This is a genomic window from Leifsonia sp. HAY1-4F (genome assembly GCF_056755275.1).
Genome location: NZ_JBNDHX010000005.1, coordinates 45,326 through 61,960, shown reverse-complemented (window position 1 = coordinate 61,960; position 16,635 = coordinate 45,326). Strand labels below are relative to the sequence as shown.

Annotated in this window: 22 protein-coding genes; 11 read left to right on the top strand and 11 right to left on the bottom strand. The window is 69.9% G+C overall.

The features are described 5' to 3' along the window. The first annotated feature begins 2 nt into the window (after positions 1-2). The 3 genes from ACPYOG_RS02180 to ACPYOG_RS02170 are packed head-to-tail and all read left to right on the top strand — an operon-like array spanning position 3 to position 1,522. Positions 3-665 carry a hypothetical protein gene (locus tag ACPYOG_RS02180; RefSeq protein WP_481292620.1) on the top strand — a complete coding sequence of 221 codons (663 nt, stop codon included), beginning with the start codon at positions 3-5 and terminating at the stop codon, positions 663-665. 9 nt (positions 666-674) lie between these two features. After that, positions 675-911, top strand: coding sequence for a carbon storage regulator CsrA (gene csrA, locus ACPYOG_RS02175; protein ID WP_481292619.1), 237 nt, complete (start codon positions 675-677; stop codon positions 909-911). 35 nt (positions 912-946) lie between these two features. Then, positions 947-1,522: a cysteine hydrolase family protein gene (locus tag ACPYOG_RS02170; RefSeq protein ID WP_481292618.1), complete on the top strand. Its 576-nt coding sequence runs from the start codon at positions 947-949 to the stop codon at positions 1,520-1,522. Here ACPYOG_RS02170 and ACPYOG_RS02165 read toward each other — a convergent pair. Next, positions 1,503-2,222 (bottom strand): DUF4386 domain-containing protein, encoded by a 720-nt coding sequence (locus ACPYOG_RS02165; RefSeq protein WP_481292617.1) that lies wholly within the window; start codon positions 2,220-2,222, stop codon positions 1,503-1,505. The genes ACPYOG_RS02170 and ACPYOG_RS02165 overlap by 20 nt on opposite strands. Before the next feature lie 71 nt (positions 2,223-2,293). Here ACPYOG_RS02165 and ACPYOG_RS02160 point away from each other — a divergent pair, with 71 nt between their 5' ends. Genes ACPYOG_RS02160 through ACPYOG_RS02150 form a run of 3 tightly spaced genes read left to right on the top strand, consistent with a single transcriptional unit; the run spans position 2,294 to position 3,886 of the window. Continuing rightward, positions 2,294-3,019: a TetR/AcrR family transcriptional regulator C-terminal domain-containing protein gene (locus ACPYOG_RS02160; RefSeq protein ID WP_481292616.1), complete on the top strand. Its 726-nt coding sequence runs from the start codon at positions 2,294-2,296 to the stop codon at positions 3,017-3,019. Positions 3,020-3,033: 14 nt separating this feature from the next. Then, the gene (locus ACPYOG_RS02155) at positions 3,034-3,681 is read left to right on the top strand and encodes a TMEM175 family protein (RefSeq protein ID WP_481292615.1); all 648 of its coding nucleotides are present in this window, start codon (positions 3,034-3,036) and stop codon (positions 3,679-3,681) included. Between the two features lie 16 nt (positions 3,682-3,697). Further along, complete coding sequence (locus ACPYOG_RS02150; RefSeq protein WP_481292614.1) at positions 3,698-3,886, top strand: hypothetical protein; 189 nt, start codon at positions 3,698-3,700, stop codon at positions 3,884-3,886. 43 nt (positions 3,887-3,929) lie between these two features. Here the strand turns inward: ACPYOG_RS02150 and ACPYOG_RS02145 are convergent, their stop codons facing one another. Next, a complete protein-coding gene (locus ACPYOG_RS02145) occupies positions 3,930-4,154 on the bottom strand; it encodes a hypothetical protein (RefSeq protein WP_481292613.1) in 225 nt (74 codons plus the stop codon). Positions 4,155-4,275: 121 nt separating this feature from the next. Between ACPYOG_RS02145 and ACPYOG_RS02140 the strand changes: the two genes are divergently transcribed. From ACPYOG_RS02140 to ACPYOG_RS02130, 3 genes are all read left to right on the top strand, one after another. Beyond that, positions 4,276-7,170 (top strand): hypothetical protein, encoded by a 2,895-nt coding sequence (locus ACPYOG_RS02140; protein ID WP_481292612.1) that lies wholly within the window; start codon positions 4,276-4,278, stop codon positions 7,168-7,170. Between the two features lie 73 nt (positions 7,171-7,243). After that, positions 7,244-7,459, top strand: coding sequence for a hypothetical protein (locus ACPYOG_RS02135; protein ID WP_481292611.1), 216 nt, complete (start codon positions 7,244-7,246; stop codon positions 7,457-7,459). A gap of 21 nt (positions 7,460-7,480) precedes the next feature. After that, on the top strand, positions 7,481-7,813 hold the full coding sequence (locus ACPYOG_RS02130) for a hypothetical protein (protein WP_481292610.1): 333 nt from the start codon (positions 7,481-7,483) through the stop codon (positions 7,811-7,813). A 118-nt stretch (positions 7,814-7,931) separates the two neighbouring features. On the opposite strand, the gene ACPYOG_RS02125 is transcribed toward ACPYOG_RS02130, so the two are convergent. The 6 genes from ACPYOG_RS02125 to ACPYOG_RS02100 all read right to left on the bottom strand — a co-directional run bounded on the left by ACPYOG_RS02125 (position 7,932) and on the right by ACPYOG_RS02100 (position 12,168). Beyond that, positions 7,932-8,126: a hypothetical protein gene (locus ACPYOG_RS02125; protein WP_481292609.1), complete on the bottom strand. Its 195-nt coding sequence runs from the start codon at positions 8,124-8,126 to the stop codon at positions 7,932-7,934. 22 nt (positions 8,127-8,148) lie between these two features. Further along, positions 8,149-8,496 (bottom strand): hypothetical protein, encoded by a 348-nt coding sequence (locus ACPYOG_RS02120; RefSeq protein ID WP_481292608.1) that lies wholly within the window; start codon positions 8,494-8,496, stop codon positions 8,149-8,151. After that, on the bottom strand, positions 8,493-8,792 hold the full coding sequence (locus ACPYOG_RS02115) for a hypothetical protein (protein WP_090039625.1): 300 nt from the start codon (positions 8,790-8,792) through the stop codon (positions 8,493-8,495). Before ACPYOG_RS02115 ends, ACPYOG_RS02120 begins: the two co-directional genes overlap by 4 nt. A 67-nt stretch (positions 8,793-8,859) precedes the next feature. Further along, entirely contained in the window at positions 8,860-9,519 is a 660-nt protein-coding gene (locus tag ACPYOG_RS02110) for an HAD family hydrolase (protein ID WP_481292607.1), read from the bottom strand. Between the two features lie 10 nt (positions 9,520-9,529). After that, a complete protein-coding gene (locus tag ACPYOG_RS02105; protein WP_481292606.1) occupies positions 9,530-10,492 on the bottom strand; it encodes a class C sortase in 963 nt (320 codons plus the stop codon). An 86-nt stretch (positions 10,493-10,578) separates the two neighbouring features. Then, a complete protein-coding gene (locus ACPYOG_RS02100; protein WP_481292605.1) occupies positions 10,579-12,168 on the bottom strand; it encodes a SpaH/EbpB family LPXTG-anchored major pilin in 1,590 nt (529 codons plus the stop codon). A gap of 274 nt (positions 12,169-12,442) precedes the next feature. Between ACPYOG_RS02100 and lepB the strand changes: the two genes are divergently transcribed. Continuing rightward, on the top strand, positions 12,443-13,759 hold the full coding sequence (gene lepB, locus ACPYOG_RS02095) for a signal peptidase I (RefSeq protein WP_481292604.1): 1,317 nt from the start codon (positions 12,443-12,445) through the stop codon (positions 13,757-13,759). Continuing rightward, the gene (locus tag ACPYOG_RS02090; RefSeq protein ID WP_481292603.1) at positions 13,747-14,106 is read left to right on the top strand and encodes a hypothetical protein; all 360 of its coding nucleotides are present in this window, start codon (positions 13,747-13,749) and stop codon (positions 14,104-14,106) included. Before lepB ends, ACPYOG_RS02090 begins: the two co-directional genes overlap by 13 nt. Positions 14,107-14,117: 11 nt before the next feature. Here ACPYOG_RS02090 and ACPYOG_RS02085 read toward each other — a convergent pair whose 3' ends face one another. Genes ACPYOG_RS02085 through ACPYOG_RS02075 form a run of 3 tightly spaced genes read right to left on the bottom strand, consistent with a single transcriptional unit; the run spans position 14,118 to position 16,518 of the window. After that, positions 14,118-14,366: a hypothetical protein gene (locus ACPYOG_RS02085; RefSeq protein ID WP_481292602.1), complete on the bottom strand. Its 249-nt coding sequence runs from the start codon at positions 14,364-14,366 to the stop codon at positions 14,118-14,120. A gap of 43 nt (positions 14,367-14,409) precedes the next feature. Next, on the bottom strand, positions 14,410-15,450 hold the full coding sequence (locus ACPYOG_RS02080; protein ID WP_481292601.1) for a Gfo/Idh/MocA family protein: 1,041 nt from the start codon (positions 15,448-15,450) through the stop codon (positions 14,410-14,412). A 57-nt stretch (positions 15,451-15,507) separates the two neighbouring features. Further along, positions 15,508-16,518, bottom strand: coding sequence for a Gfo/Idh/MocA family protein (locus tag ACPYOG_RS02075; RefSeq protein WP_481292600.1), 1,011 nt, complete (start codon positions 16,516-16,518; stop codon positions 15,508-15,510). Positions 16,519-16,635 lie beyond the last annotated feature (117 nt).

Genomic DNA, 16,635 nt, shown 5'->3' with positions numbered 1-16,635 from the left:
GGATGGCGGCGGACGAGGAGGTGCTGCCCGCCGTCTCGACGTCGTCGCTGGCGTTCCAGGCGGTGCTGGACGACCTCGTCCGCGCGGTCGATGCGCCGGAGCTCGCGCCGAACGAGCTCGCGGAGTCGCCGAGGTGCTCGTCGTTACCCGAAAATGCGCCGATTCGCGACACCTACGAGCACCTCGACGAGCGCCGGGGGGCGAGGACGCCCGCGGGAGCGCCGCCTGCACGCCTGCGCGGGCGCGGCGACCTCACCCTCGTCGTCGGGCTCGGCGCCGACGCGGACGCCGCCGCTGCAGCGCTCGCCGCCTCCGCCGGCGCCGACGCCGAGGTGCGCCACGTGCGTGACCGGCGCGCCGCGCTCGCCGCCCGCGCCGACGGGGTGCGCCGCGGCATCCCCGTGGTGGCCGTCTTCCCCTTGGCCGGTCCCACCGACGTGCATGCCGTGGTGCCGCAGCTCGCGGCGATCGCGCCGGATCAGGTCTGGGTCGCCGTGGACGTCTCGCGCAAGCACGACGACACAGCGGAGTGGGTGCGGACGGTGGATGCGGCGCTCGCCGTGGATGCCGTCGCTGCGACCGGCGCATCCCTCACCGCATCGCCGGGGTCGGTCCAGGCGCTCGGCCTGCCGGTTCTCTGGCTGGAGACGCCGCCCGGCGGATAGGCTGGGCGGATGCTGGTACTGACACGCAAGGCGGGGGAGCGGGTGCTCATCGGCGACGACATCGTCGTGACGATCCTCGACTCCCGCGGCGACGGCGTCCGGATCGGCATCGAGGCCCCGCGCGGCATCCGCATCCAGCGCGATGAGGTCGTGAAGGCCGTCACCGAGGCCAACCAGGAGGCGACCGAGCGGGCCGCGGGCACCGACGACGCTGAGGCGCTCATCAAGAAGTCGCTCGGCCTCTGACCTCCCGCACAGGGAGAGCCGGATAGTTTACGGATGTGAACGATCTCTGGCTCGACCCCGCGCGCACCGCGCTCCTCATCATGGATGTCCAGCAGGGCATCCTCTCGCGTCATCCCGATCCCGACGCCTTCGTCGCCGGACTCGTGCGGGCACGCGACGCCGCCCGCGCCGCCGGGCTGACCGTCGGCTACGTGCGCGTGGCGCTCACCGCGGAGGAGGCGGAGCGCATCCCGCCGACCTCCCGCTTCGCCGGATCCGCCGCCCGGCTGGACGCCGGCAGCCCGGTCACTCAATTCGACGATCGCCTTGCGCCGGCCTCGGGCGAGATCGTGGTCCGCAAGCGGAGGGTCGGCGCCTTCAGCACCACCGACTTGGCCGACCGGCTCGCGGACCGGGGGATCGACACCCTCGTCCTCTCGGGCATCGCGACCGCGGGCGTCGTGCTCTCGACCGTTCGCGACGCCTCGGATCGCGACTTCCGCCTGGTCGTCCTCGAGGATGGATGCTGGGACTCGGACCCCGAGGTGCACCGCGTCCTCACCGAGAAGGTGTTCCCGCGCGGGGGCGTGACGGTCGTGTCCCTCGAGGAGTTCAGCGCGTCGCTGCGGTGACGGGCGCCGGCGCCTGCGTCGCGTCCTGCGACCGCGCCCGGAATCCGCGCACGGTCAGGTAGATGCCGAGGAACGCCTCCCAGACGAATTCGGGGAGGGTGGCGATCGCCGACCACGGCGAGACCTGGTCGAAGGCGCCGAGGAGCACGGCGATGCCCGAGAGGGAGACCAGCGGGCCGGCGATCATGCCGAGGACCGCCCAGCCGCGGGGCACGAGTCCCGCGCGGAACAGCATCCAGCCGAGGATCAGGCCGTTGCCGAGGCCGACGACGAAACCGGGGCCGAGCAGGAACGTCCATCCGTGCAGCGCCACCAGGGCCTGCGCGACGACCACCGCGGCCGCATCCGTACCGCCCGACGCCGGGCCGTTCTCGCGGAGGGTGACGACGGCCAGCAGGCTGAGGATGCCGACGGCGATGAGGGCCGACTCCATCACGCGAGCGACCACGTAGGCCAGCGCGAGGGACGGGCTCGTGCGGCGCAGCACCGGATAGAGAACGAGCGCGGTGCCGAGGTTGACGATGACGAGGGCGATCTCCAGCAGGGCGCCGGCCAGGACCGGGGTGGTGGGACCGGCGATGACGTAGTGCGGGTCGGTCAGGAGGGGGCCGTACAGCAGCGCGCCGGGGATCGACGTGGCGAAGGTGAGCAGGAAGAAGACGCCCGCGGCGAGCGAACGGCGACGGTCGTAGGGATGCATACTGTGTCCTCTCGGGCGGAGGTGTACGGCGTACACCTCTCGGAGACGACTGTAGGTGTACGCTGTACACCATGTCAAGGGAAGGATCGTCGACGCCGCGACCCGGCCTCACGACCGACCGCGTCATCGACGCCGGGCTCGCCCTCGCCGACAGTGAAGGACTGGACGGACTCAGCATGCGAACGCTCGCGCAGCGGCTGGGCGTCGTTCCGATGGCGCTCTACAAGCACGTCGCCAACAAGGACGATCTCCTCGACGGCATGGTCGATCGGGTCTGGGCGGAGGTGGAGGCGCCATCGACCGACCAGACCTGGCGGGAAGGGATGCGCCGCCGCTCGGTCTCGCTCCGCCGCGCGCTGCTCCGGCACCGCTGGGCGGTCGGCCTCATGGAGTCGCGGCTGCGCCCGGGCTTCGCGAACCTCCACCAGCACAACGCGATGATGGGATGCCTCCGGCGCTCGGGATTCTCCTTCCGCACGACCGTGCACGTGACCTCGGTGCTCGATGCGTACGTCTACGGCTTCGCCCTGCAGGAGAAGACGCTGCCGTTCGACACCCCGGAGGAGTCCGGCGCGGTGGCCGAGCAGAAGCTGGATGCGACTCCGCCCGAATTCGCGCAGCACTTCCCGTACCTGCTCGAAGTGGTGTCGGAGCTTGCCCGGGCCGGTTACGACTACGACGACGAGTTCGTCACCGGGCTCGACCTCATCCTCGACGCGGTCGAGCGCGCGCGTCCGGACTGGGCGACGGCCGAGACGACGCCGACCCGAGAACCCTCCACGGCCGCTGACTCGTGAGGCAGAATGTCGGCATGGCGCAGCTGCGGAGTGAGCGGGGTCTCGACCGACTGGTCAACTTCTCGGATGCGACGGTCGCGATCGCGATCACGCTACTCATCCTGCCGCTGGTCGACGCGGCCACGCACATCGGTGAGGAGCCCTTCGACGCGTTCTTCGCGAAGTACCAGTGGGAGATCCTGGCATTCGTGGTCTCGTTCGCCGTGATCGCGCGGTTCTGGGTGGTGCACCACCGCATCTTCGAATCGGTCCGCGCCTACTCGTCGTCGCTGGTCTGGGCGAACTTCCTGTGGCTGTTCTCGATCGTGATCATCCCGTTCACGGCGAACGTCCTCTCGAACGGAAGCGGCGAGCGGATCGACATCAACGCGCTGTACATCGGCAACCTGCTGCTCGCGGCGATCGCCTCTCAGCTCATGGGCCTCGTGCTCGTCCGCCACCCCGATCTCATGTCGGAGGAGGCGCGTGCGGCGCGGGACCGCACTGGCGGCATCGCCGAACTCATCCTCATGGCGGCGGCGCTGGTCCTGGCCACCCTCATCCCGGCCGTCGGGATGTTCTGGCTCTTCCTGCTGTTCCTCGCCAGCCCTCTCCACGGGCTCTTCCGCCGCGTAGTGTACGGGCCGGGCGCGGCCCGGCGGGCTTCCCGAACGGACAGCTGAGGTCTACGTTCGGGTCATGCGACCCAAGACCCTCTTCATCCTGGCGGTCGTCGCCTTCGCCTACCTGCTCGGTGCACGCGCAGGCCGCGAGCGCTACGAGCAGATCACCGGTGCCGTCACGTCGTTCTGGAACTCCCCGGACGTGAAGAAGGCCCGCAAGAAGGCGAAGGCGGAGGCCGAGAAGGCGCGCAGGCGCTACGCCTGACCCGGGCGCTACGCGGCCGGCCCTGGATCGCTACGACTTCGCCTCAGGGCTTGTCGTAATCGCTCTCGGTGTACTCGCCCTCGGCCGCCTCGGCGGGTTCGTCGACTCCGGTGTAGCTGCCCTCCGTCGCCGCCTCCGGGCCGACGCCCTCCGTCTCGGTGTACTGGCCGTGGACGGTCCGCTCGTGCGGCGCCTCCCCGTCGACCTCGGTGTAGCTGCCTTCGAGGTTCTCGCGTCCGTCGCCGGTCGGCTGCTCTGGGTTGCTCATACGAGGGACACTACGCCGCGCCACGTCGGTCGGCCATAGCCTCAGCGACCTGTGGATGACGTAGACGCCCGTCCACAGGCGAGAGTAGTCTGCGCCCGTCAGACCGACGAGGAGCGGATGGATGAGCGACGACGCGCACCCCGATCACGCGCAGGCCGACGCGCAGGCTCCCGACGCGCCGGCTCCCGACGCGCTGTCTCCCGTCTGGCCTCACCACGTCCTCGAGCTGCGCATCCACGGCATCAAGAACACCCCGCCGACCGAGATCCTCGGCCGCGAGCAGAGCGAGCTCCGCCAGACGCAGGGCGACGAGAACGGCGGATTCTGGTGGGCGCCGAAGCAGGACGACCCGGACCGCGACCCCGACGAGCCGCCCGGCACGGTCGACCCGGTCGTCCCGCCAGCGGACGTGCGCACCGAGGCGTACTCCTGGGGCCGTCTCGCCCGCTACGGCTCGGGGCCCATCCTGTTCATCGGACAGCTCTTCGTCCAGCTCGCGTGGCTGCTCCTCGCTCCTTTCGGTCTTGCGAACGCCGCCTACTGGACACGCCGCATCCCGACCCAGCGGCCGGGCGGCGAATGGGATGCCGGGGTCGGCGGCTCCTCGCTGCGCATCTTCGCGCTCGGGCTGACCCTGCTCTACGTCTGCGCCCTCGGCTCCGTCAGCCTCGACCTCGGCGTGCAGTGCATCACCGGAACCGCCTGCACGGCATTGCCGACCTGGGTGACCGGCTTCTTCGGCAGCGCCCCGCTCAACGGCCGCGGGCCCCAGCTCGCGCTGCTGTCGCTGTTCCCGATCGCCGGCATCCTCCTGCTCTACGTGGTCTCGCGACGGGCCCGCACCCGCTACGAGGCCGCCATCTTCGACGCCGCCGACCGGATGGGCGGCCGCGGCATCCGGCGCTCGGGGCGCTTGCGTCCGCTCGCCTCGGAGGGTTTCTGGCGCACCGCCCGCGTGGGCTCTCCGACCGAGCGCCTGCACGTGGCCGCCGCATTCCTCCTCGTCGCGCTGCTGCTCGCCTGGGACCGGATCTTCGCCGGCTCCGCCGCCTGCGCCAAGCTGCAGACGTTCGTCTCGGGTCAGTGCCTGAGCGGAGCGGTCCGCTCCGGCGACCTCCTCGCGCTGATCGGCGGCGTCGTCGCGGCGGCCGGGATGGTCGTCGCGATCGTCCTGGTGGGGGCGCTGGCCGAGACGACGAACCCCGGGGATCGCGCGGTCGACGAGTTCCTGCGCGACCGGCTCCGCCGCACCGGTGCCGTCACCGCCTGGGTGCTGGTCGCCTCCGTACTCGTCTACCTCTTCGTCGGCGCAGCCCTCTGGTTCGGCGGCGGGTACCACGCTTCGGCGTCCGAGTCGTTCCTCGGGCTGGCGACCGCTCCCTCCATCATCCTGGGCGTCCTGCTGGCGATCTGCGTGTCCGCTCTCGGCTGGCGGCGCGGTGTCCCGCACCCCGTCTCGATCGCGCTGATGGCGGGAGCGGGCCTCGCGTTCCTCGCCGCGGTCGCCCAGAACCCGGCCACTGTGGATGCCGCCCCCGGCCCCTGGCGACTGCCCCTGTTCGCCCTCGCCGCGCTCCTGACACTCGCCCAGCTGGCGTTCGTGTGGTGGTGGCCGCGCTCGCGGAGCGGGCGCCGCGACGGTCCTCCCGAACGCTTCCGGGCCGAGGGGTGGGCCGGGATGGGGCCGGGCGTCATGATGCTGCTCGCGCTGGGCGCCGCGATGATCCTCTCCACCCTCCTGGTGCTCGGCGTGCAGGGCTGGCTGGTGGGCGGCTCGCCGGCGTGCGGCTGCGTCGCGGCACCTCACACCGTGCTCCGCCCTCCGATCGTCTACCACAACTTCGGCGACGTCCTCCCGTTCGTCGCCCTCGCGCTCGGGCTGGTCGCCGCGGGGCTCGCATTGTCGCTCCTGCGGTGGATGCCGCTGCTCACCACGCCCCGCACGCGCGACGGCCGCCGTCCCCTGCTGGAGCACGTGGATGCGTACCGCGACGGCCGGATCGCCGCGAGCACCACGGCCGACCGGCTGGCGCTCAAGATCCTCCGCGCCAGGCGGCTGGCCGCCCTCATGCACCGTGGCGAGCCCCTCTTCGGAATCCTCGCGGGCCTCGTCGCGGTCGGTTTCGTGGTGGCGCTGGCGGTCTCGTACTCGGTCGCCTTCCGCTGGATCGATGGACTCGTCGGTCCGGCGCTCGCCGTGATCGCGGCCGCCATCCTCGCCGTGGTGGTGGAGAACGCGCTCACCGCGAAGGAGCGCCCGATCAGCGTCCTCTGGGACCTCATGTGCTTCCTTCCCCGCGCCGGCCATCCCTTCGGCCCGCCCTGCTACGCCGAGCGGGTCGTGCCGGAACTGCGCGACCGGGTCACCGACTGGCTGACCCACGACCTGGAGCCGCCCGAGGGTCTGACCCTCGCCGAGCGGCTCGAATGGCGCGACGGGCAGGAGGAGAAGGCGCTCGGCGAGCAGCGGCCGTTCAGCGTGGTGCTCTCCGCACACAGCCTCGGCACCGTCCTGGCGGTATCCACTCTGTTCACCCTCCGGCCGGATGACGCCGACCGGCTGAGCAACGTGGCGCTGCTCACCTACGGCTCGCAGCTGCGCGTCTATTTCGGGCGGTTCTTCCCGGAACTGTTCGGCCCCGACGCCCTGGGGACCCTCGGAGCGAGGCGTCCGCTGCTCGCCAAGGCCGACCCGTGGTTCACCCAGGTCGAGCTGGATCAGGACGGGGATCCCGTCGTGGTCACGCCGTCCGGCGCCTCCGATCCTTCCCTCGTGCAGCTCCTCACCCGGCCGGATGGCTCGGTCGCCTGGATCAACCTGTGGCGCCGCACCGACTACCTCGGCTTCCCGATCAACAGCTACCGTCTCGACGACGGGCGCCCCGACGACCTGGACCGCGGAGCCGACGAGTTCGGTCCTCCGCGCTACCTCGTCACGGTGGCGACGCATCCCGGTTACCAGTCCGCGCCGCAGTATCGCGCCGCGCTGCTCGACCTCATCCGCCGGCTGCGCTGACGGGAGCTACGCCGCCGCGGCCCGTCGGCCGACCCCCTTGCGGGCGTAGACGGTTCGGCGTTTCGTGGATCGCATGACCGATTCGCGCGAAGAACAGGAGCCGGTCACCGGCAACGACCCCACCAACGGGCTCGCCGGTGACCTCGAGGGCGACGATGGTGGCGCCATCGAGCCCACGGCGGACGAGAACGTGATCCTGGATGTGATCCCGGACCTGGACGACGCCCGCCGACCGGAGGACGAGGGCGACGACTCAGCCACCCCGTACAGCGAAGAGGGCAAGCCGTAAGGCGCCAGGAAGGAGCGGAGCATGAGCGATACCAGCGGACTTCCGAACGCGGATGCCGAGGGCGTTCCCGCCGAGGACCGGCCGGAGCGCTTCGAGGAGGGCCAGGGCGCTGCCGGCGACGCGCAGGGCGCGGCCGGCGACCGCGACGCGCAGGCGGCGGAGCCGGCCGAGACCGAGCCCGGCCAGGCCGGCGATCTCACGGACCCGGGCGCGCCGGCCATGTCGCCGGAGGGAGCCGAGGACGTGACCGCCGGCGGCGACACCGACACGGCTGAGCCTCCGCCTGCCGGCTTCGACCCGGCGGACCATCCGTCGAATCCGGACCTCGTGGCCCGCACCGAGCCACCGGACTGATCGACCATCCCAGCCACCGGCCCGGTGCCGGTGCCAATCGGCCCCGCCCCCTCATCCCAGGCGGGGTCGCTTGGCGTCCGGGCGTCGTGACGGTCCCGGCGTGCTGGTGGGGACGCCTTCAAGCGGGCGGCCGGCCCGCGAGCCAGACCGCGCCCGCCGCCAGCCCGAGCACGCACAGAGCGACTCCCACCCCGAGCACGGGAGTGTCGCCGCCGGTCGGGGGGAGGAGCAGCCCGGCCAGGAACAGCAGCGCGCCGACGTTGAGCAGCACGGCCGCAAGCCAGCCGAGAGTCGTGCGCAGCGTCGCGTTCATCTCGGGTAGCGTAGCCCGGCGGCTAGTCACCGTCGATGCGTTCGAGCAGGCGCTTCGTCTCTTTCGCGATGTCGTCGTGGTCGTTCTGGGCGGCGCGGCTCTCCAGCGAGATGACGGCGCAGCGGTGCACCTTCGAGAAGTCGCCGTACGGGAAGCTGAAGCGGCCCTTGGTCTCCTCGCTCGCGTCCGGGTCCTCTCCGAGATGCCACAGCGCGTATTCGTCCCAGCCGTGCTTGTCGATGAATCGGTTCTCGTCATCGGTGCTGGGCGCATCCTCGCTCCAGTCGTCGCGCTCGTCGTGGACGACCTTCCCCTGCTTCACGAGCTTCTGCGCGTGCTCCAGTGCCTTCTTGTTCAGGCGGACGCTCATGACCCTCCCTGGTTCCCGGTCGACGCGGGCTCCGCGTCGAGCGACTCGTTGATGAGGGATGCGACCAGCATCCGCCAGTCGGACCCTTCGTGGAGCGTCTCGAGGTACCCGGGCGGCACGGCGCCGAACACGGGCTCGTGCTCCTCGCCTTCCGGCGCGACGCGGATCAGCGTGCCGAGTTCGGCGTGCGACTCGTCGAGCACCACCCAGATGCCTGGGGACTTCTTCTCCACGTGGAAGATCCGACCGCGGTAGGGATACCGCACGCTGGACATCTCGAGTTCGCTCGCCGACATGGCGACTCCTCTCTCCGGGCCGTCGCCCCTATCGAACGCTTCCGGCGCCCGGTGCGCAAGAGTCTTGTCAGTCGATGCCGATCAGCCGGCCCATCCGGGCACGGAGGTCGGCGGGGTCGTCGAAGACCTCGACAGCGCCGGCCTCCAGCAGTTCGGCCGGCCCGACCCCGCCGGAGAGCACCGCCGCCGCTCGCACGTGCGCGCGTGCCGCCGCCATCATGTCCCACACCGAGTCGCCGATGAAGAGAGCGTCTGACGGCGCCGACCCCGCGCGTTGCAGGGCGACCTCGATGATCCCCGGCTCCGGTTTCGCCGTCTGCACATCGTCCGCGTTGGTGGTGGCATGGATCGCGTCTCCCGCATCCAGGCATCGCAGCAGCAGTTCCAGCTCGTCGGCGGGCGCGGAGGTCGCGAGCACGACGCGGATGCCGCGCCCCGACAGCTCCCGGAGCAGGTCGGCGGCCTGTGCGAACGGGCGCAGGCGCCCGGCCAGCTCCCGGTAGTGCCGGGAGTGCAGGTCCTTCGCTCGCTCCATCCATTCGTCGTCGTGGTCGCCGGCCAGTGCGGTGAGCAGCCGTGACGAGTCCTGCCCGATGGCTCGGTGGATGCGCCACGAGTCGACCGGCGCGCCGAGCTCGGCGAACGCCCGGCTCCACGCGTCGACATGCAGGTAGTCGGAGTCGACGAGCGTCCCGTCGATGTCGAAGAGAGCAGCGGAGATCGTCATACCTCCACGACTACCACGCCTCCATCGGGCGAGGCTCCTTTTCGCTTCGCGGCCTTCCCCTTCTCCGAGGTCGTGCCTGGTGCCGCGGATGAATCGTGGAATCGCGCCCTGCCCACCAGAAGTAGAAGCCGATGAGTACCAGTGTCGTGATGTAGAGCACCGCCCACCAGGGGAACTGGAGGGCAGCGGCGGTCTTCGTGGCCGCTTGGAGGTCCTTCGGTGGCGTAGGGAGGATGCGCTTGCCCGTGACGAGGATGCGGTGGGTGTTGATGCCGAGAGGTGTGCAGGTGACCAGCGTGACCAGGTCTTTTCCTGCCTCCTGGCGCAGGGTGGCCGTGTCTTCCGGCTCGACGACGCGCGTGTCGAAGATCTGGTAGGTGATCACCTGCCCGAACGTCGTGAGGATGATCCGGTCGCCCTTCTTGACCTTGTCCAGGTTGGCGAACATCGTCGCGTCGGCCAGGCCGCGGTGCGCGGTGATCACGGAGTGTGTGTTGTTCCCGCCGACCGGGAGCGAGGTGCCCTGCAGGTGCCCGGCGCCCTTGAGCAGCGTCGCATCGCTGGTGCCGTGGTAGATGGGCAGGTCGACCCCGATCGACGGGATCTGGATGCGGGACATCGCGCCGTTCGGGCTGTGCAGGAGCTTCCAGTAGTCGAAGGCGTCCTGCTTGCCGCTCGTGCCGTCGCCCGTGGGGACGTTCGTGTTCTTCTCGAGCACCGCGCCTGCAGAGAGTGCAGCGTTGTACCGGCGGGCCTCGCTGAGCTGTTGGGAGGCCGTGGGCTTGACGCTCTTGATCGCATCGCTGTATTTGCTGATCACGAGGGACTGGTTGTAGGCGGCCAGCCAGCTTGCCGCAGGGGAGTACGTCAGAGTCGTGGCGCCGGCAAGGGCCAGGACTGTCGTGATGATGAGCAGCGGGCCCGGTCGCCAGCGGTGTCTCGGAGTGGCGTGATGCGGAATGTAACGGGGCATGTGATCCGGGCTTCGACCTTGAAAGAGCGGGGGGCGGCCCGGTTGTGCCGGTCCGCCCCCCTTGAGTTGCGTTATGAGGTGGCCGGTCAGGCGTTCTCGTGGGTGCTGCGACGGCGACGGATCACGAGGATTCCGCCGAGCGCGATCACGATCAGGGCGATTCCACCGATGGTGAGCGCGATCTGGACGTTGGATCCCGTGAACGGCAACTGGGGGACGCCCTGCTGCGTGTTCTCGATCTTGGTGAGCGGGCTCGTGCCGTTGGCGCCCGTCTTCACGATCACCGGGGTGAGCGTGGCCGAGCCGGTGGGCAGCACGAAGCCGGCCGGGGCGACCGTCTCTTCGAGCACGTAGCAGCGCTGCTGGAAGTCGTGGCCCGCGACGGTGGTGTTGGACACCGTTCCATCGGCCGCGACGGTCAGCTCGGTGTCACCGACCCAGAGGCCCGGGACCGTGATGATGCCGGTACCGTCCGAGGTGATGACATACGGGGAGCCGTCGGGCTGGGTGACCTTCGTCAGACCCGTGATGTCGGCGGTGCAGGAGCCCTGCTGGTCGGTGGTGCCCATGTAGATGTTGAACTTCGCCCCGACCAGGCCGTCGGCGGTGTTGGCCGAGTTGACCTTCTGGACGGTCAGGTCGCCCCATCGGGTGGTGGTGGTCGTCGAGGGGGACCCGTTCGCGCCGTTCGGCGTGCCGGGGGTGAGGTCGAAGTCGTTGAGGTTGAGGTACGCCACGTTGTCGATCTCACCGGGGGCGTTCGCGGTGGCCTGGAAGTCGAAGACGACGTTCTGGCCTGCGACGAGCTTGGCGAGTCCGGCCGGCGTGAAGGTGACCGTCAGCGTCTGCCCTGCCCACGTGCTGGTGTAGTCGGTGCCGGCGGCGAGCGCGGTGCTGCCGGCCGTGACGGTGACAGGCGCCGTGGTGAGCGGGGTGAGCTTGGCGTCCAGCGTGTCGGTGAGGATGAACTTGTCATAGGTCTCACCGCTCGCGAGTGCCGGAACCAGCTGCGTGACCTGGTACTCCACCGGTGCGCCGAGCAGGGCGCCGTTCACGGGCTGGTCGACCACGTTCTTCACGGGTCCGACGGCCGTGGTGTTCTTTGGGTAGACGTTCACGTCGTATACCCAGTCGCCCGTGAGGTTCTTCGCGTCCGCCGGCGTGGGCAGGGTGACGACGAACGGAGCGGCCGGGGCGACGACGTTCGAGGGCGCGGAGACCTCGCGGACGAAGTAGGCGCCCAGCGGCAGCTGGGCCGAGGCGGCCGTGCCCGTGGCGTCGGTGGCGGGCAGGCTGGTGCACCCGGAGAGGGTGTGGCTGCCGAGCGTGGTGACGCCCTGTGCGGCAGAGGCCTGCTTCTGGGCGGCGGTGATCGCGTTGACCTCGTCCCAGCCGGCGTTGGTGCCGGCCGTCAGGTCGATGCCGTCGATCGTGCAGTACTCGAACACGACACCGGCGATCGGCTTCGTGGTCGGCTGCGTGCCGGTCCCCGACGGGTTCTGGTCGCCGTTTCCGGGGTTCTCGAACTTATGGATGATCAGCTGACCCTGCTGGGTCGTGTCGATGGAGGCCGCGTTCGCCGCCGTGGCTCCGGCAAGAGCCGAGAGCGCAGCCAACGACAGCGCCGCTCCGACAGCCAGCGCGGAGCGCCTGCCATGCCGTGTGGTTGAAGTCACAATAGTTTCCTTTCCGCTCACCACCTCGTGGAGTGAGAGATCCACTAATGGAGACCGTCCACGGGCCAGGTCATGACGCGAAGGACGGATTGCGCAGTCCTAATGAAGACATGGCCGGCATCGAGGGCAATGTCTTCATGAACTGCAGTCGCCGAGGATCGGGCGTCATCGAACCTCGCGCCGTGCGTCTATATCAGTGAACCCATGTCCGAACCGAGTGAGGGAGGGAGGCATGGTGACCTCTACGCCTCGCATCCCCGTGAGGAGATTCAAGGTGCGACGTTCTTCATTCGTGCCTCCGGCAAGCCGTGCGAGCGCGGTGCCGAGCGCTCTGTCGTGGCGCGAACATCTCGACGGTTCGACAGCACCGAAAGGCCCGGCGGCGTGGACGGCGGCGAGCACGGCACGAGCCGATCGGATGGTGATCGACGCCGGCCCCTACGGGGTGATAGATCTTGCAGCGACCCAGCCGACGGTCGACGTGGGTGGCGCCTCACAGCTCGGAGTCGTCTGGTGGGACAAGCGGTCCTTCCGCGAGGAGGACGATGACGATGGGACCATCCAGACGAGCTTCGTCCCCGCGCCGATCACGGACCACATCTCGCTGGCCGCCGGGTCCACCCGCGGGGCCGGACCATCGTGGCGCGCCCCTGCGCCCGCGACGGGGACCGGGACCGGGACCGCTCGTGCGGATGCGCCGAGCAGCGAGCCCGGACTGCACCCGGTAGAGGCCGCGATCGCGGGCCCGGCTCTCGCGGAGCCCCGTCCCGCACCCTCTGCCCCGCTGGAGTTCGTGCCTGCTCCCGTCCTGGCGAGCAGCAGCCGGGCCGAGCTCGACGATTCCGAACATCAGAGGCACGCACGGCGATCGAGGCACATCGCCCTCGCCCCGAAGACGCGCGGCAGGCGACGTGGCCCGGCAGAGACGAGCCACCCGCGTCGCGCGAGGCTTCGACGCAGGCGAATCCGCCGCCGGGTCGTCCTCGGGACGGTCATCGTCGTCATCGCGTTCGCCGCGACGGTGCTCATCCAGTCCGCGATCATCACTCCGTTCACCGTGCCGTCGGTCTCGATGCAGAACACGCTCGAGACCGGGGACCGGATCCTGGTCGACAAGATCGGGTACGGCGTCTCCTCCATCCACCGGGGAGACGTGGTCGTCTTCTCCGACCCGGGCGGCTGGCTGGCCGGTTCGAAGGAGAGCGCGAGAGCGGGTGACGGCGGATATCTGGTGAAGCGGGTCATCGGAGTCCCGGGAGACCATGTCAGCTGCTGCAGCACCGACGGCCGGCTGAGTGTCAACGGGATCGAACTCTACGAGGACTACGCGGTGGTGCCGGCCGGCGAGCATGCGGCCGCCTCGACCTTCGACGTGACGGTCCCCGCGGGCGCCCTCTGGGTGCTCGGTGACAACCGATACAACTCGCACGACTCATCCCAGACGCAGGGCCTGCCGTCGAAGGGGTTCGTCCCGATCGCCGACGTCGTCGGCCACGCCGTGGCCAAGGTCTGGCCGCTGAACCGGCTCGGGCCGATCGGGTCCGCCCGCGAGACGTTCGCCTCGGTCCCGGACCAGACATGTCCGATCTGAAGGTCCACCCCCTGAGCCAGGACGAAGTGGATGGGCTCGACGAATCCGCGGTCGGCGTGCCCGTTCCGAACACGGCATCGGGATTCGTCACCGACTTCGCCTTGCCCGGAGTGCTCCCCAAACGGGTCCACCCCCTGGCGGTGGTCGCACTCGTTCTCGCGCTGGTGCTTCCGTTCGTCGCCATCCCGGTCGCGCACCGGGTGATCCGCACGCTCCAGCACGAGGGTGGACGCGGCCTGGCCGTCGCGCAGGCGGCCATCGTGGTCGGCTACATCGACATCCTTCTGTGGGCGCTCGTCTGCCTCAACCTCGCGGTCGCCGTCCTGCTGCATCCTTCTGTCGGCTGACGGCACCGCTGTCAGTTGAAGATCGCCCACTCCGAGCGGTCCAGCCGGGCGCGACTGCCGTTGATCACGAGGTACCACGAGTTCTCGTCGCGATGCAGGTACTCCGCCAGGATGGTGGAGTACTTCCACTCGTCCGAGATCAGCGACCAGTGGATCAATGAGATGAGCTGGCCCTGCCGCAGGTACGGGACGGCGACGAAATCATCCTGACGATGGGGGTCCGGCAAGCTCTGGCGGGCCCCCGTCCGCTGCGTGCTCATGATGAACTCTAACGCCGTCGCCGCCCCGATGGACAGCCTCGGGTCAATCGGTCTGAGGCCCGGAACCTACCAGTTCGCCGACCGACCGGACCGGTGCGATCGTCCGGTCGCGCGCCGACTCGTACGCGGCCAAAATGATGCCGAGCACCTGGATCCCCTCCTTCTGCGTGTGCAGCGGACGCGTCCCGTCCAGGATGCTGCGCGCGAAGTGTCCGATCTCCGCCTCGAACTCGTGGACCGGGGGCAGTTCGACCACCGTGGGCGCTGCGTCGCCCCGACGTCGGTAGCTCAGAGACAGGCCGTCGCTGGTCAGACTTCCGAGCTCGCCGACGACCGAGAACTTCTCGGTGCCATCTGCCGGCTGGTATGCCCAGCTCGTGACGAGGCTCCCGATCACGCCGTTGTCGAATCGGACCAGCAACTGCGCCGAGTCCTCACCCTCCATGAACCGGAGGCGATGGGTCGCCAGCATCGCGGTCACCTCGACCGGCGAGCCGCCCGACAGGTGCAGCAGCAGGTACGTGGGGTGGTACCCCGTGTCGATGAGCTCGCCGCCGCCGCTGGTCGCGGCGTGAGCGCGCCATCCCATGTTCGACGGATCGAAGTCGTTGAAGAAGCTGTCGGTGGTGCGCACCTCGTAGACGTGGCCGAGCACCCCGGAGTCGATCAGCTCTTTGGCTTTCGCCACGGCAGGGAGGAACAGCTGGTTGTGCGCGCACATCAGCGTCACGCCGGCCGCGGTGACGGCAGCATCCACCTCGGCCGCCTCCTCGGGCGTGAGGCAGAGAGGCTTCTCGCACAGGATGTGCTTGCCGGCGCGTGCCGCCGCGACGATCGCATCCTTGTGGAGGTGGTGGGGAAGGCAGATGTCGACGGCGTCGATGTCCGCCTCGGCCAGCATGGTGGCGTAGTCGGCGTACACCGCAGCGCCCGTGTCGCCGGCGCGGAGGTCGGCCGCTTCGCGCACCGGATCGGCGACGGCGGCGAAGGTCACGGTGCCGGGGTTGCGCAGGTAGCCGGCGACGTGGGCGCCGGCGATGCCGCCGGCTCCGATGAGGCCGATGCGGACGGTGGTGCTGGGCATGGTGAAGAGCTCCTTGTGGAAAGGGGATGCGTGCAAGAGTGGAAGATGAGGGGCAGGTCAGGCGACCGATGCGGGCTCCGGGGCGAGGGTGACGGCGCGCCCGCTGGCGGCGGACTCATTGGCGGCGACGACCATCCGGGTCAGCTCGACTGCGTGCCGCAGGTTGTCGTCGGCGACCGTGCCGTCGTGGATGTGCTGCACCCACTGGGCGAACGGTCCCGGCCGGCTCTCGGGGAGCGGCAGCTCGCGCCATTCCTCGCCGAAGCCGCCGCCTTTCGCGAGCAGGCGCTCGCCGCCGAAGCCGAACAGGAGCGTCGCCTCGGTGCCGCGCAACTCCACGGTGAAGGCACCCGGCGTCGTCACCACGCTGGCCTCGAACACCCCGAGGCGGCCACCGGGGAAGGAGGCGGTCACGACCGCGTTGTCCTCCACCGCGCGATGGGTGACGCTGCCGTACGTCGCCGAGATGCTCAGGGAATCGGCGCGGTGGAACAGCCGCGTGAGGTACGCGGGGTGGCAGCCCAGGTCGGTGAGCGCTCCGCCGATTGCGGCCTCCGGGTCGGCGAACCGCTCGGGGAGCCAACCGGCGACCCAGCCGTTGTGGGCCAGGCGCACGCGGGAGTACGTGAGCTCGCCCAGCGTCCCTTCGTCGAGGATGCGCTCGATGGCGCCGGTGTAGTCGTCCGACAGCCGCGGCAGGGAGACCACGAGGGCCACGCCGCTCCGGCGGGCGAGTTCGATCAACTCCTCCGACTCGGCCACGGTGGGGCACAGGATCTTCTCGGTGAAGACGTGCTTGCCGGCCGCGATGGCCCGGCCGATGACGTCGCGGTGCTGGTCCGTGGACGTGGTGACCGTGACGGCGTCGAGTCCGGGACGCGCGAGCAGCTCGTCGAGGTCGGCGACGAACTCCACCCCGAACTCGGCGGCGGCCGCGTGGCCGCGCTGCTCGTCGTCATCCCAGACGGCGACGAGGGTGGTGTCGGGGTGCTCCTGGACGTTCTTCGCGTAATCGCCTGCGTGGACGTGCCAGAAGCCGATCGCTGCAACAGCGAGTGGATGGGTCATGCCTGTCGAGGCCTCCTTGCCTGAATGCGGTTCGCGCGAACTCGGCAAGCGTATCTTCTGCTCGGGACCGATCGAAAGCCATTCCGGCGGATTTCTGGAATCGTTCCCAGATTGGGC